Consider the following 13,143-nt stretch of genomic DNA (forward strand, 5'->3'; position numbering starts at 1 on the left):
CAAGGAGATGATCATGACTGATCGATCGAAGACACCATCCATCAGCCGCCGCTCGCTGCTCAAGGGCGCGGCCGGCGTCGCCGGTCTCGCCGGCTCGGGCACGCTGCTCAGCGCGCCCTACGTCCACGCCGCCGACCCGAAGGTGCTGCGCTATCTCGGCACCGCCGTGAACGAGGGCGACGAGATCTCGAAGAAGTGCCTCGCCGACACCGGCATCAAGATCGAATACATCACGGCGACCACCGATGACGTCACCAAGCGCGTCATCACCCAGCCGAACTCGTTCGACGTGCTCGACACCGAATATTTCTCGCTGAAGAAGCTGGTGCCGTCGGGCAACATCTTCCCGCTCGATGCACGCAAGATCAAGGAATTCGACAACATCACGCCGGTCTTCACCAAAGGCGAGCTGCCGAACGGCAAGAAGATCGGTGGCCAGGGCACCGCACCGTGGAAGGTGCTCTATCTCGAGGGCGCGAACTCCAAGACCTTCTCGGCGACGCCGACCGAGTATGTGACCCTGATCCCGACCGTGTACAACGCCGACACGCTTGGCATCCGTCCCGACCTGATCAAGCGCCCGATCTCGTCCTGGGCCGAGCTGCTGAACCCCGAGTTCAAGGGCAAGGCCTCGATCCTCAACATTCCCTCGATCGGCATCATGGACGCCGCCCTCGTCGTCGAGGCCACCGGCCAGTACAAATATGCCGACAAGGGCAACATGACCAAGGCCGAGATCGACCTCACCATGAAGGTGCTGACCGAGGCCAAGAAGGCCGGTCAGTTCCGCGCCTTCTGGAAAGACTTCAACGAGTCGGTCAACCTGATGGCCTCGGGCGAGACCGTGATCCAGTCGATGTGGTCGCCGGCCGTCACCAAGGTGCGCTCGATGGGCATTCCTTGCGTGTTCCAGCCGCTGAAAGAAGGCTATCGCTCATGGGCCTCGGGCTTCTGCGTCTCGAAGGCGGTGGGCGGCAGCCCGAAGCTCGACTGGGCCTATGAGTTCGTCAACTGGTACCTGTCCGGCTGGGCCGGCGCCTACCTCAACCGCCAGGGCTACTACTCGGCCGTGCTCTCGACCGCCAAGGCCAACATGACCGAGGACGAGTGGGGCTATTGGATGGAAGGCAAGCCGGCGAAGAACGACATCAAGGCGCCGGACGGCACCCTGATGGAGAAGGCCGGCGCGGTGCGCGACGGCGGCTCCTATGACGACCGCATGGGTGGTGTCGTCTGCTGGAACGCCGTCATGGACGAGAACGACTACATGGTCCGCAAGTGGAACGAGTTCATCGCCGCCTGATGTGACCGCTATTGCTGCCGCGCCCATGACGTCGTGGGCGCGGCAGCCCTTTCCCAACCGCCCAAGCCATCCGCACCGGACGACAGGTCTTTCCCGTGGCCGTGACGATCGACAATACGCCTGACACGATAGCGCCGGCGGCGAGCGGCTGGCGCAAGATCGCCGTGCGCTCGATCGCCTGGCTGCAGGCCGGTCCGATGACACTGGTGTTTGCGCTGTTCTTCCTGCTGCCGCTGGTGCTCGTCGTCATCGTCAGCATCTGGGATTACAACGAATATGAGATGATCCCGGCGTTCAGCTTCCGCGGCTACACCGACACGTTCGAAGGCTGCGTCGCCAACCTGCCCGAGCTCTGCACGATCCTAAAGACCTATCTGAAGACGCTGAAGCTGTGCCTCCTGACCTGGGGCCTGACGCTCATGATCGGCTTCTGGGTCGCCTACTTCCTCGCCTTCCATGTCCGCAGCAAGACCTGGCAGATCGTGCTGTCGCTGCTGTGCACGATCCCGTTCTGGACCTCCAACGTCATCCGCATGATCGCCTGGATCCCGCTGCTCGGCCGCAACGGCCTCGTCAACCAGGGGCTGGTCGGCGCAGGATTCATCAACAAGCCGGTCGAATGGCTGCTGTTCTCCGAATTCTCGGTGGTGCTGGCGCTGGTGCACCTGTTCACCTTCTTCATGGTGGTGCCGATCTTCAATTCGATGATCCGCATCGACAAGCGCCTGATCGAAGCCGCCTATGATGCCGGCGCCTCCGGCTGGCAGACGCTGGTCAACATCATCATTCCCCTGGCAAAGCCCGGCATCGTCATCGGCTCGATCTTCGTCATCACCATCGTGATGGGCGATTTCGTCACCATCGGCGTGATGGGTGGCCAGCAGATCGCCTCGGCCGGCAAGATCATCGAGGCGCGCCTGTCGGCGCTGCAATTCCCGGCCGCCGCGGCCAACGCCGTCATCCTGCTCGGCATCACCATCGTGATCATCTCCGCGCTGACGCGGATCGTCGACGTGCGCAAGGAGCTCTGAGAGATGGGAGACAAGCGCCCCCGCTCCTTCTACATCCTCGCGCTGTTCTTCACGGCCTATGTGCTGTTCCTGTACGGCCCGATGATCGCGATCTACATCCTGTCGTTCCAAGGCCCCGACGGCGGCCTCACCTTCCCGATGAACGGGGTATCGCTGACCTGGTTCGGCAAGGTGTTTTCCGGCGGCGGCATCGTCGACATCGGCGCCGCCTTCAAGCGCTCGCTGGCGCTCGGCCTCGTCGTGATGGTCATCACCGTGGTGCTGTCGGTGGCCGCCGGCATGGCGTTCCGCAAGCCGTTCCGCGGCGCCTCGTTCGTGTTCTACACCGCGATCGCCAGCCTGATCATGCCCTCGATCATCACCTCGCTCGGCATCGCGCTCGAATTCCGGCTGATCGACGATTTCATCAACAAGCACGCGGCCGACTACGGCCTCGGCTGGCTCGCCGAGGGCCATACCACTGCGATGGGCCTGTTCACCTCGGGCCTCGGCGCGCACCTGACGTGGACCTTGCCGTTCGGCCTCCTCATCATGTTCGCGATCTTCAACCGCTTCGACGGCCGGCTCGAGGAAGCGGCCCGCGACCTCGGCGCCACACCCTGGCAGACCTTCCGCCACGTCGTGCTGCCGATCATCCTGCCGTCGGTCGTCGGCATCGGGCTGTTCGGCTTCACTTTGTCCTGGGACGAACTCGCCCGCTCCAGCCAGGCCATCGGCTCCGTCAACACGCTGCCGCTGGAGCTGCAGGGCCTGACGACGACGGTGACCAAGCCCGACATCTATGCGCTGGGCACGCTGACATCGGCGGTGTCGTTCATCGTGATCTTTGCGGCGTTGTCCGTGATCCTGGTGCTGCAGGCCCGCCAACGCCGCCAGGGCTCGGATGCCGGCAAGGGCCTGGTGTAGTTCAACGGCGGAAGTAGTGGCGGTCAAACTCATGGTCGCGATGTTTAGCAACAAGCCGCGAGCGCGATGCCCGTGAATGCGCCCTCGCCCCTTGCGGGAGAGGGCATGTAGGACAGTGCGTCAAACTCGGTTGGGTGAGGGGTTTGTCTCTACGGGCGCCGCGCGCGGACAAATACCCCTCACCCAACCGCGTACGCGGATAGGCCGTACATGCCCTCTCCCGCAAGGGGCGAGGGCGCTGTATCTCACAGCTGTTGCTCGGTGCGTAGGGTGGGCAAAGGCGCGCCCGGCTCGTTGTCGTCGTTATCGCTGCTTCGCGCGCCGTGCCCACCGTCCCCACTCGCCAGCACCGCCGGTGGGCACGCGCAGCCTCACGGCGGCGCTTTGCCCACCCTACAAGAGCCTCACCTCATAGCCCCAGATACGCCTTCCGCACATCCTTGTTGCCGCTGATTTCCGCGGCAGTGCCCTGCATCAGCACACGCCCCGTCTGCAGGATGTACGCCCGGTCCGCGATTTCCAAACACTCGGCCATGCGCTGCTCGACGATCAGCACCGTCATGCCGACGTCGCGGATGCGCTTCACGGCCTGGAAGATCTCGTCGACCAGTTTTGGCATGATGCCCTGCGACGGCTCGTCGAGCATCAAGAGCCGCGGCCGGGTCATCAGCGCGCGGCCGATCGCCAGCATCTGCTGCTCGCCGCCGGACAGCGTCTCCGCGCGCTGCTCGAGCCGCTCGGAAAGGCGCGGGAACAGCTTGAACACGAAGTCGAGCGGCTCCTCGCGATTGGCCTCGCTGCGATAGAGGTAGCTGCCGAGCCTGAGATTGTCGCGCACGGAGAGCCGCGGAAACAGTCGGCGGTTCTCCGGCACATAGGCGATGCCCTTCGCGGTGATCAGATGCTGCGCCATGCCGTCGACGCGGTTGCCGTCGAAGGTGACGCTGCCGGCGCGCGGCCGCTCGGCGCCGGCGATCGACTTCAGAAGCGTCGACTTGCCGGCCCCGTTGGCGCCGGCAACGCAGACGATCTCGCCCTTGTTGACGTCGATCGAGACGTTCGAGATCGCGACGAGGCCCTGATAGGCGGTGGTGACGTCACGCACCGACAGCATGGCGGTCTCCTAGATAGGCGGAAATGACTTTGGGATCGCGGACGACGTCCGTCGGCTTGCCTTCGATCAGCACCTTGCCGAGATCGAGCACGATGGCGCGGTCGACCAGCGGCATGACGATCTCCATGACGTGCTCGACCATCAGCACCGTGATGCCGGTGTCGCGGACGCGGCGGACGAGCTCGACACCCTTCTGGGATTCGACCGGCGTCAGGCCGGTCAAGACCTCGTCGAGCAGCAGCAGCTTCGGCTCCGTCGCCAGCGCACGGGCCACTTCCAGGCGCCGTTTCTCCGACGGCACGAGGTCGCTGGCCAGCACGTCGGCGCGCCCGCCGAGGCCGCAGAAATCCAGCACCTCCTGCGCCTTGCGGCGGGCCTCGCGCATGACCGTGGTTCGCACCAGCGCGCCGACGATGACGTTCTCGATCACCGTCATGCTCTCGAAGCTCTTCACCACCTGGAAGGTGCGGCCGATGCCGCGCTGGCAACGCTCGGCCGCCGGCAGCGCCGTGACGTCCTCGCCGTTGAAGATGATCGATCCTTCGGTCGGCTTGAACGCGCCGGCGATCAGGTTGAACAAGGTCGACTTGCCGGCGCCGTTCGGACCGATCAGGCCGACGATCTCGCCGCGCCCGACCGAGATCGAGACGTCGGAGTTCGCCGTCAGGCCAGAGAAACGCTGGGTGATGTTGCGGGTTTCCAGCAGAGCCGTCATGACGCCACCGCCTCTCTGACCGGATTCGCTGCCGGCTTGGGCTTGCGGGAGAACAGGCTGACCAGACCCTGCGGCCGCGCCAGCGAGATCGCGATGATCAGGCCACCATAGACGATCAGATCAATGCCACGACCGGAGCCACCGATGAAGGAACGCGTCAACTCGGTGAGCGGGATCAGGATCACGGCGCCGAGCAGCGGGCCCCAGAGAGTCCCGATACCACCGAGCACCGCAGGCAGCGCCATCAGCAGCGAGAACTGGAAACCCATCACGCTCTCGGGGTCGATGTAGGAGACGAACTGCGCATAGAAGCTGCCGCCGATCGCGACCAGGAAGGCCGAGACGGCCGCGGCGCCCATCTTGGAGTTGAACACGTCGACGCCCAGGCTTTCCGCCGCGACCGGATTGTCCTTCACCGCGCGCCACCAATAGCCCCATTTCGAATCCTCCAGCCACCAGGTCACGAACCAGGCGACGCAGGCGAGGCCGAGGGCGAAGTAGAAATACGGCAGCTTGGAGCGCGTGAACTGGAACGTCACCCAGGAGTCGCGCCGGACCGGGATGTCGATGCCCAGCGCCGCTCCCGCCCAGTCCCAGTTGTGGAACAGGAGCAGCGTGATCTCGGCGATCACGATGGTGGCGATCACGAAGTAATGGCCGCCGAGCCGGAAGCACGGATAACCGAGCGCCATCGCGATGATGGCGGACAGGACACCGCCGGAGAGCATGCCGAACCACGGCAGCACGCCGAACTTGGTGAACAGGATCGCGGTCGTATAGGCGCCGAGCCCGAAATAGAGCGCATGCCCGAGGGAGATCTGGCCGCAATAGCCGGACAGGATATTCCAGCTCTGCGACAGCGCCCCATACAGCAGGGTCAGCACCATGATGTTCTGGACGTAGACGTCCTTGACGAACATCGGCACGGCGGCCGCGATGGCCGCGAGACAGGCGGCAACGACGAGGTCGCGCCGGCGACGTTGAATGAATGCCTTGTCCATCAGATCGATCCGAACAGGCCGCGCGGGCGGACGAAAACGACGAGGAGGTAGACGCTGTAGATGCCGACGGTCTTGAGCGACGGCGGCAGGATCAGCGTGGTGATGGCTTCGACGAGACCGACGATGATGCCGCCGGCAAAGGCGCCGAACACGCTGCCGAAGCCGCCGAGCGCAACCGTCACATAGGCGATGGTCGCGAAGGAGGCGCCGACATCGGGAAAGACGTAGAAGAAGATCGCCATGACCGCTCCGGCGAGACCGACCAGCGCAGCCCCAAGGCCCCAGCCGAGCGCGAACACCTTGTTCTTGTCGATGCCGACCAGCGCCACCGCGCCGGCATCCTCACGTGTCGCTTCCAGCGCCCGGCCGAAATCGGTGCGGTGGATGAAGAAGTACAGGCCGGCGAATGCGGCGATCGCGATCAGCCCGCCGATCAGCTGCGGCTGCGGCAGATAGATGCCGGCGATCGAGATCGTCTTGCCGCCCAGCCAGGAGTGCGGAATGCTGCGATAGTCCGGCGTGAAGAAATACTGCGCAACGCCGCGCATCAGCACCGCAAGGCCGAAGGTGGAGAAGATCTGCACCATGCCGGTATTGGCCTTGGCCCTGACCGCAAATCTGACGACCAGGAGATAGACCACGGCGCCGAACACGAACAGCGCGGCGGCGACGAGCGGCGCGGCCAAGATCGGGTCGAGCGCGAAAAACGCGAACAGGAAGAATGTCGCGTACATCGCGATCATCAGGAACTCGCCATGGGCGAAGTTCACGACGTCCATCAGGCCGAAGACGAGCGCCAGGCCCACGGCGATCAGGCCGTAGAGCAGGCCCATCAACAGGCCGCTGGCGAGACTTTGAATGATTGTTTCTGCTGTCACTTCAATTGCTCCCCCGTCATTGCGAGCGAAGCGAAGCAATCCAGACCTTTTGCCAGGCTCCTGGATTGCTTCGTCGCTGCGCTCCTCGCAATGACGGAGCACGACCGATGCTCCGCCATGGTCTCGTAAAGAACCCCGCCCCTCGGGCCAGAGGTGCCTACTTCATCGGCCAGGTGGCTTCGGCGACGGCCGCCTGGGTCGGGAAGATCGTGACGAACTTGCCGCCGATATATTGCAGCAGCACCGGATCGGCGTCGTTGTTCTGGCCGCTCTCGTCGAACTTAACCCGCTTCCACGGCATGATGGTCTGGGCGCCCGGCATGTCGGTCGCGGCCAGCGCATCGCGGATCTTCTCGCCATCGACGGACTTGGCGCGGTTGATCGCATCGGCCATCACCACCAGGCCCATGAACTGGCGCGACGAGAAGTCGTTGAGGTCCTTGCCCGACTTGGCCTTGAACATGTCGTTGATCGCGCCGACCATCGGGCGCTTGGCGGCGAGGTCGAGCGAGAACGAGCCGCGCGAGATCACGCCTTCGAGCTTGTCGCCGACCGCATCATAGAGCGCCTTCTCGGAGAAGCCGGCGTCCTGCGCCACGATCGCATTCGGCTTGTAGCCGAGCTCGGCCATGGTCTTGACCAGCAGGATGCCGTCGGTGGTGTAGCTCGACGGCATCAGCACGTCGGCATTGGCGGCCTTGAGCTGCTGCACCTCGGCCGAGAGCGACGGCGAGTTGGCGCGGTACTTGATGTCGGCGACGACCTTGTAGCCGCGCTCGTTGGCGAGCTTGAGCTGGGCGTTGCCGGAATCGGTGCCGAAGATGGTGTCCTCGTGGAACAGCGCGAGGGTCTCGATCTTGGTGCCCTTCTTCTTCATCGCATCGAAGAAGTCGAACATCGCGCCTGAGAACATCTCGTCATGAGGCGCTGCGCGGAAATAGAATTTCAGGCCGCGGCGATGCAGGCTCGGCGAGGAGTTGTCGGCCGACAGATACGGGATCTGGTAGCGCTCGCAGGTCTGGCTCGCGGTCACCGCGACCGAACTCTGATACGAGCCGATGATGGCCGCGACCTTGTCCTGCGTGATCAGGCGCTCGGCCTCGGCACGGCCCTTCTGCGGGTCGGCCTGGTGATCGGCGAACACCAGCTTGATCTTGGCACCACCGAGGCCCGGCAGGCCCTCGGTGCGGGCGAGCGGCAGGTCGTAATCGTACTTGCCGTTGATGATCTCGGCCGCGGTCTCGAACGCGCGCTGGGCATCGACGCCGATCTGGGCGCTGGCGCCCGAGAACGGATAGATGATGCCGATCTTCACTTCGGACGTCTGGGCGCGGGCGGCGATCGGCCCGAGTGCGGCGGCGGCGGTGGCTCCAAGCAAGACGTTGCGGCGCGTGATGGACATTGCGAGATCCTCTGATGAAAGGCGCATCGATGGAGGGGTTGACGTTCCTGGTAAAGCCTCAAGAAGCAGCATCGGCTGCCTGATTAGAGCACGGCGAGATCCTTGTTCCTGAGATCGGTGATCAGCATCAGGCCCGGCGCATGGGTGATTGCGAACGGCAGCTTCGCCGCCGCGATCACCGCCTGCGGCGTGACCCCGCAGGCCCAGAACACCGGGATCTCATCCGCCGCGACCGGCACGGGATCGCCGTAGTCGGGCTTGCTGATGTCGGCGATGCCGATCTGATCGGGAAGACCGAGATGCACCGGTGCGCCGTGCACGGCCGGAAAGCGCGTCGTGATCTGCACCGCGCGGATCGCCTGCGCCGGCTTGAACGGGCGCATCGACACCACCATGGGACCGGCAAACGGCCCAGATGGCGTGCAGGCGATGTTGGTGCGATACATCGGCACGCGGCAACCCTGCTCGATGTGACGGATCGGCAGGCCGTCGGCCATCAGCGCCTCTTCAAACGAGAACGAGCAGCCGAGCACGAAGGTGACGAGGTCGTCGCGCCAGTGCGACTTGAGATCGGTCGGCTCCTCGACCATCTCGCCATCGCGCCAGACGCGATAGCGCGGCACGTCGGTGCGGATGTCCAGGTCGGCGCCGAGCGCCGGGATGAAAGGATTGCCCGGATCGGACATGCCGATGATCGGACACGGCTTCGGATTGAGCTGGCAGAATCGGTGGAAGGCGCCGGCGTATTTCTCGGGAAGGATCGCCAGATTGCCCTGGACGAAGCCGTTGGCGACGCCCGCCGTGCTCCAGCCCTTGCCGGTGCGGTAATCCAGTCGGGCCCGATGGCTGGGGAGAAGCTCCGTCTCGGCCGGTTGTTGCAGTGCCACAGAAACAGTCATGTGCGGGGTTTGCCTAATATCTCGACAAACTCACTGAATATCAGCCATGCTATAAAGTCTAATCTTCATTTTTAATCAGGATCGATAAAACAAATTGATCCGAGCGGGGCACCATGTTGGATTTCCGTTCCATCGAGACCTTCCTCTGGGTGGTGAAGCTCGGCAGCTTCCGGGGCGCGGCGCAGCGCCTCAACACCACCCAGCCAGCGATCTCCCAGCGCATCGCCCAGCTCGAACGCGAGCTCGGCGTCAAGCTGCTCAACCGCGACCATCGCGTGGCGTCACCGACGGCGAGCGGCCGGCAGATGCTGGTTTATGCCGAGAAGCTGATCGGCCTGCGCGCGGAAATGCTGGCCGAGGTCGGCGATCGCTCGGCGATGCGCGGCGTGCTCCGGCTCGGCGTCGCCGAGACCATCGTGCACGACTGGCTGCCGCGGCTGATCAAGAGCGTCAACGAGAGCTATCCGAACCTGTCGCTGGAGATCGAGGTCGACGTCACGCCGAATTTGCACGCGCGGCTGCTGGCGCAGGAAATCGAGCTCGCCTTCGCGCTGGGCTCGCCGTCCGAGTCCGGCATCCGCAGCCGCGTGCTGTGCGACTATCCGATCAGCTTTCTCGCCAGTCCTGCATTGGGCTTCGGCAACGGGCTGATCACGGCGGAGCAGATGGCGCGGTTTCCGATCATCACCTTCCCGCGCAAGACTCAGCCTTATGACAACGTGCGCTCGCTGTTCAATCGCCCGCATCTGCCGCCGATGCGGCTGCACGCCAGCGCCTCGCTGGCGACCGTGATCCACATGGCGGTCGAGGGCCTCGGCGTCGCCGTCATTCCCGCCGCGATCGTGGCCAATGAGCTCGAGAGCGGCCGCCTGCAGGAGCTCAAGACGGATTTGCGGATTCCGCCGCTGACCTTCACCGCGAGCTGGCTGTCGTCGCCCGAGATGGTCGCGATCGAGCGCGTCGCCGAGCTTGCAGCCAAGACGGCGCAGACGGCCAGCCATCCGGCCGCGTCGGTTGACGCCGTCGCCGCGGCGCGCGATGGACAGGACGCCGGAGTCCAGGGAATGCAAGCATGAGCCGCGCCGTCACCAATCTGCAGATCGATTCCGCCCGCCTCTGGGACAGCATCCACGAGACAGCCAAATTCGGCGCCACGCCAAAGGGCGGCGTACGCCGGCTGACCCTGAGCCAGGAGGACAAGCAGGTCCGCGACTGGTTCCGGAAGGCCTGCGAAGATGCCGGCCTCGAGGTTCACGTCGATACGCTCGGCTCGATGTTCGCGCTCCGCAAGGGCCGCGACATGTCGAAACCGCCCGTCGGGCTCGGCTCGCATCTCGACACCCAGCCGACGGGCGGAAAGTTCGACGGCATTCTGGGCACGCTCGGCGCGCTCGAAGTGATCCGCACGCTCAACGACGCCGGCATCGAGACCGACGCGCCGCTGTGCATCGTCAACTGGACCAACGAGGAAGGCTCGCGCTTTGCGCCGGCGATGATGGCCTCCGCCGCCTATGTCGGCGACTTCACCGTCGAGGACATTTTGTCGCGCAAGGACGCCGCGGGCACCACGGTCGGCGCGGCGCTGGACGACATCGGCTATCGCGGCGCGACCGCGGTCGGGACGCAGAAATTCTCCGGCTTCGTCGAGCTGCACATCGAGCAGGGCCCGATCCTGGAGGCCGAGAACAAGACCATCGGCGTGGTCGATCACGGCCAGGGCGTGTTCTGGTATGACGGCAAGGTCACGGGCTTCGAGAGCCATGCCGGCTCGACCCCGATGCCGCTGCGCCGCGACGCCCTGCTGGCGCTGTCGGAGTTCGCGCTGACCCTGGAGCAGATCGCGCTCAAGCTCGGGCCGAATGCGGTTGCCACCATCGGCGAGGCCGTGATCGCCAATCCCTCGCGCAACGTCATCCCCGGCGAGATCGCCTTCACCATCGACGCCCGCAGCGCCAATGCCGACACGCTGGAGGCGCTCGATGCCAGCCTGCGTGCGGCCGCAGCCGAGATTTCGACGAAGCGACGTGTGGAGATCACGATCGACCAGGTCTGGCGCAAGCCGCCGACGCATTTCGATCCGAAGCTCGTCGACGCCGTCGAGCGCGCCGCCGGCACGCTCGGCTACTCCAACCGCCGCATCACATCGGGCGCAGGCCACGACGCCTGCAACCTCAACACCATCATGCCGGCGGCGATGGTGTTCGTCCCCTGCAAGGACGGCATCAGCCACAACGAACTCGAAGACGCGACGCAGTCCGACTGCGCCGCCGGCACCAACGTGCTGCTGCATACGGTGCTGTCGCTGGCCGGCGTGGCGTCGTGATGGGCTGTTAGTTCTGACTTCTTCCAACTATCATTGATTGAACGCAGGCCTAGATCGCGCGGGCACGCTGAACTCCCCTCCCCCTTGCGGGGAGGGGTCGGGGGTGGGGGTCCATGCGGGCAGTCTCGCCTGGGGCACCCCCCTCCCCGACCCTCCCCCGCAAGGGGGGAGGGAGCGCACCGCCTTCGCGGTTGTAGCTCGGCTCAAACTGAGGAGACCACCCCGTGCGCGGAGTATTCATCGACGCCAATGACTCGCTTGCCGAGATCTTCGAGCGGCAGCGCCAATCCGGCGATCCCGAGATGCGCGTGCATCTCGATCCTGACATCAAGCCCGAGGACTGGCCCACGATCCTCGACGGCGCCGAGATCGGCATCGTCGATCACACCGCGCTGCCGACGGAGGTCGCGAAGCAGTGCAAGGGCCTCAAGCACGTCGTGTTCCTCGGCACCGGCGCCCGCAGCTACATGAATCCGGAGGAGCTGGCCGAGCTCGGCATCACCGTGCACCTCATCAAGGGCTATGGCGACACGGCGGTGGCCGAGGCCGCGATCGCGCTGATGTGGGCGTCGGCGCGCGGCCTCGCGCAGATGGACCGCGAGATGCGCGCCGGCAACTGGCTGCGCGACGACGGCATGCAGCTGACCGGCAAGACGCTCGGCCTGATCGGCTTCGGCGGCATCGCCGCGGAAGTGGCGCGCATCGCGTCCGGCAGCGGCATGAAGGTGATCGCCTGGAACCGTTCGCCAAAGAGCCATCCGGGCGTGGAGTTCGTCGATCTCGACACGCTGCTCAAAGAGAGCCAGATCGTCTCGCTGCATCTCCTGCTCAACGACGAGACCCGCGGCTTCCTGTCACGCGAGCGCATCGCGCAGATGCGCCCGGGCGTGATCTTCGTCAACACCGCCCGCGCCGCCATCGTCGACGAGCCCGCCATGATCGACGCCCTGCGCTCCGGCCACATCCGCCACGCCGGCCTCGACGTCTTCACCACCGAGCCGCTGCCCGCCGGCCACGTGCTGACGACGATCCCGAACGTCACGCTGTCAGCGCATTCGGCGTTCCGGACGCCGGAGGCCAGCGAGAACCTGATCCACGCCGCGTGGGAGCATTGCCGCCGAGTGGCGAGGACGTAGTTGTGAGCGCGTAGGGTGGGCAAAGCAGCCGCCGCAGGCGGCAGCGTGCCCACCGTCCATCAGCGCACACGCGGCAAGACGGTGGGCACGACGCCACTACGATCTCGTATCCGGATGCAGCGCGGTCGCGCCTTTGCTCACCCTACGGTCCGCCCAACACCCCTCTCCTCCGTCATTGCGAGCGAAGCGACGCAATCCAGAGTCCTGCGACGACTCTGGATTGCTTCGTCGCTGCGCTCCTCGCAATGACGTTGTTGGTCCAGTTGCCGCCTCAAACACCCCTGTCGTCCCGGCGAACGCCGGGACCCATACCGCGTGATGTCACGAGGGCGGACGGTGGTCGATACCTGGGTCAACAATGTCGGCCGGTGGTTATGGGCCCCTTAGGCTCACGCCACAAGTGCAACACCTGCTAGGGTGTTGTGGCGATGGGAC

12 protein-coding genes are annotated in these 13,143 nt (G+C 65.1%); 6 read left to right on the plus strand and 6 right to left on the minus strand.

Translation table 11 applies throughout. The features are described 5' to 3' along the window. Window positions 1-13 precede the first annotated feature (13 nt). The 3 genes from QQL87_RS24200 (at window position 14) to QQL87_RS24210 (ending at window position 3,240) form a co-directional block, all read left to right on the plus strand. Window positions 14-1,303, plus strand: coding sequence for an ABC transporter substrate-binding protein (locus tag QQL87_RS24200; RefSeq protein ID WP_284421252.1), 1,290 nt, complete (start codon window positions 14-16; stop codon window positions 1,301-1,303). A 128-nt stretch (window positions 1,304-1,431) separates the two neighbouring features. Then, a complete protein-coding gene (locus tag QQL87_RS24205; RefSeq protein ID WP_502871210.1) occupies window positions 1,432-2,334 on the plus strand; it encodes an ABC transporter permease in 903 nt (300 codons plus the stop codon). Window positions 2,335-2,337: 3 nt separating this feature from the next. Then, on the plus strand, window positions 2,338-3,240 hold the full coding sequence (locus QQL87_RS24210; protein ID WP_284421254.1) for an ABC transporter permease: 903 nt from the start codon (window positions 2,338-2,340) through the stop codon (window positions 3,238-3,240). A gap of 409 nt (window positions 3,241-3,649) precedes the next feature. On the opposite strand, the gene QQL87_RS24215 is transcribed toward QQL87_RS24210, so the two are convergent. From QQL87_RS24215 to QQL87_RS24240, 6 genes are all read right to left on the minus strand, one after another. Next, window positions 3,650-4,354, minus strand: coding sequence for an ABC transporter ATP-binding protein (locus tag QQL87_RS24215; protein ID WP_284421255.1), 705 nt, complete (start codon window positions 4,352-4,354; stop codon window positions 3,650-3,652). Further along, on the minus strand, window positions 4,338-5,069 hold the full coding sequence (locus QQL87_RS24220) for an ABC transporter ATP-binding protein (RefSeq protein ID WP_284421256.1): 732 nt from the start codon (window positions 5,067-5,069) through the stop codon (window positions 4,338-4,340). The genes QQL87_RS24215 and QQL87_RS24220 overlap by 17 nt, the downstream gene beginning before the upstream one ends. Beyond that, complete coding sequence (locus QQL87_RS24225) at window positions 5,066-6,070, minus strand: branched-chain amino acid ABC transporter permease (protein WP_284421257.1); 1,005 nt, start codon at window positions 6,068-6,070, stop codon at window positions 5,066-5,068. Before QQL87_RS24225 ends, QQL87_RS24220 begins: the two co-directional genes overlap by 4 nt. Then, the gene (locus tag QQL87_RS24230) at window positions 6,070-6,948 is read right to left on the minus strand and encodes a branched-chain amino acid ABC transporter permease (protein ID WP_284421258.1); all 879 of its coding nucleotides are present in this window, start codon (window positions 6,946-6,948) and stop codon (window positions 6,070-6,072) included. The genes QQL87_RS24225 and QQL87_RS24230 overlap by 1 nt, the downstream gene beginning before the upstream one ends. Before the next feature lie 157 nt (window positions 6,949-7,105). Next, the gene (locus tag QQL87_RS24235) at window positions 7,106-8,350 is read right to left on the minus strand and encodes an ABC transporter substrate-binding protein (RefSeq protein WP_284421259.1); all 1,245 of its coding nucleotides are present in this window, start codon (window positions 8,348-8,350) and stop codon (window positions 7,106-7,108) included. An 83-nt stretch (window positions 8,351-8,433) separates the two neighbouring features. After that, window positions 8,434-9,249 (minus strand): putative hydro-lyase, encoded by an 816-nt coding sequence (locus tag QQL87_RS24240; protein ID WP_284421260.1) that lies wholly within the window; start codon window positions 9,247-9,249, stop codon window positions 8,434-8,436. Window positions 9,250-9,362: 113 nt separating this feature from the next. On the opposite strand from QQL87_RS24240, the gene QQL87_RS24245 reads away from it, so the two are divergent. The 3 genes from QQL87_RS24245 to QQL87_RS24255 all read left to right on the plus strand — a co-directional run bounded on the left by QQL87_RS24245 (window position 9,363) and on the right by QQL87_RS24255 (window position 12,708). Then, window positions 9,363-10,325 (plus strand): LysR family transcriptional regulator, encoded by a 963-nt coding sequence (locus tag QQL87_RS24245; RefSeq protein ID WP_284421261.1) that lies wholly within the window; start codon window positions 9,363-9,365, stop codon window positions 10,323-10,325. Further along, entirely contained in the window at window positions 10,322-11,572 is a 1,251-nt protein-coding gene (locus QQL87_RS24250; protein WP_284421262.1) for a Zn-dependent hydrolase, read from the plus strand. Before QQL87_RS24245 ends, QQL87_RS24250 begins: the two co-directional genes overlap by 4 nt. 224 nt (window positions 11,573-11,796) lie before the next feature. Continuing rightward, window positions 11,797-12,708, plus strand: coding sequence for an NAD(P)-dependent oxidoreductase (locus QQL87_RS24255; RefSeq protein ID WP_284421263.1), 912 nt, complete (start codon window positions 11,797-11,799; stop codon window positions 12,706-12,708). The last annotated feature ends 435 nt before the right edge of the window (window positions 12,709-13,143 follow it).

Source organism: Bradyrhizobium sp. SSBR45G (genome assembly GCF_030159255.1).
In the GTDB taxonomy this organism is placed as follows: domain Bacteria; phylum Pseudomonadota; class Alphaproteobacteria; order Rhizobiales; family Xanthobacteraceae; genus Bradyrhizobium.

Excerpts from the sequence above, each read along its gene's own strand:
- QQL87_RS24200 (WP_284421252.1), top strand. The coding sequence starts at position 14 with ATGACTGATCGATCGAAGACACCATCCATCAGCCGCCGCTCGCTGCTC.
- QQL87_RS24210 (WP_284421254.1), top strand. The coding sequence starts at position 2,338 with ATGGGAGACAAGCGCCCCCGCTCCTTCTACATCCTCGCGCTGTTCTTC.
- QQL87_RS24215 (WP_284421255.1), bottom strand. The coding sequence starts at position 4,354 with ATGCTGTCGGTGCGTGACGTCACCACCGCCTATCAGGGCCTCGTCGCG.
- QQL87_RS24220 (WP_284421256.1), bottom strand. The coding sequence starts at position 5,069 with ATGACGGCTCTGCTGGAAACCCGCAACATCACCCAGCGTTTCTCTGGC.
- QQL87_RS24225 (WP_284421257.1), bottom strand. The coding sequence starts at position 6,070 with ATGGACAAGGCATTCATTCAACGTCGCCGGCGCGACCTCGTCGTTGCC.
- QQL87_RS24235 (WP_284421259.1), bottom strand. The coding sequence starts at position 8,350 with ATGTCCATCACGCGCCGCAACGTCTTGCTTGGAGCCACCGCCGCCGCC.
- QQL87_RS24240 (WP_284421260.1), bottom strand. The coding sequence starts at position 9,249 with ATGACTGTTTCTGTGGCACTGCAACAACCGGCCGAGACGGAGCTTCTC.
- QQL87_RS24245 (WP_284421261.1), top strand. The coding sequence starts at position 9,363 with ATGTTGGATTTCCGTTCCATCGAGACCTTCCTCTGGGTGGTGAAGCTC.
- QQL87_RS24250 (WP_284421262.1), top strand. The coding sequence starts at position 10,322 with ATGAGCCGCGCCGTCACCAATCTGCAGATCGATTCCGCCCGCCTCTGG.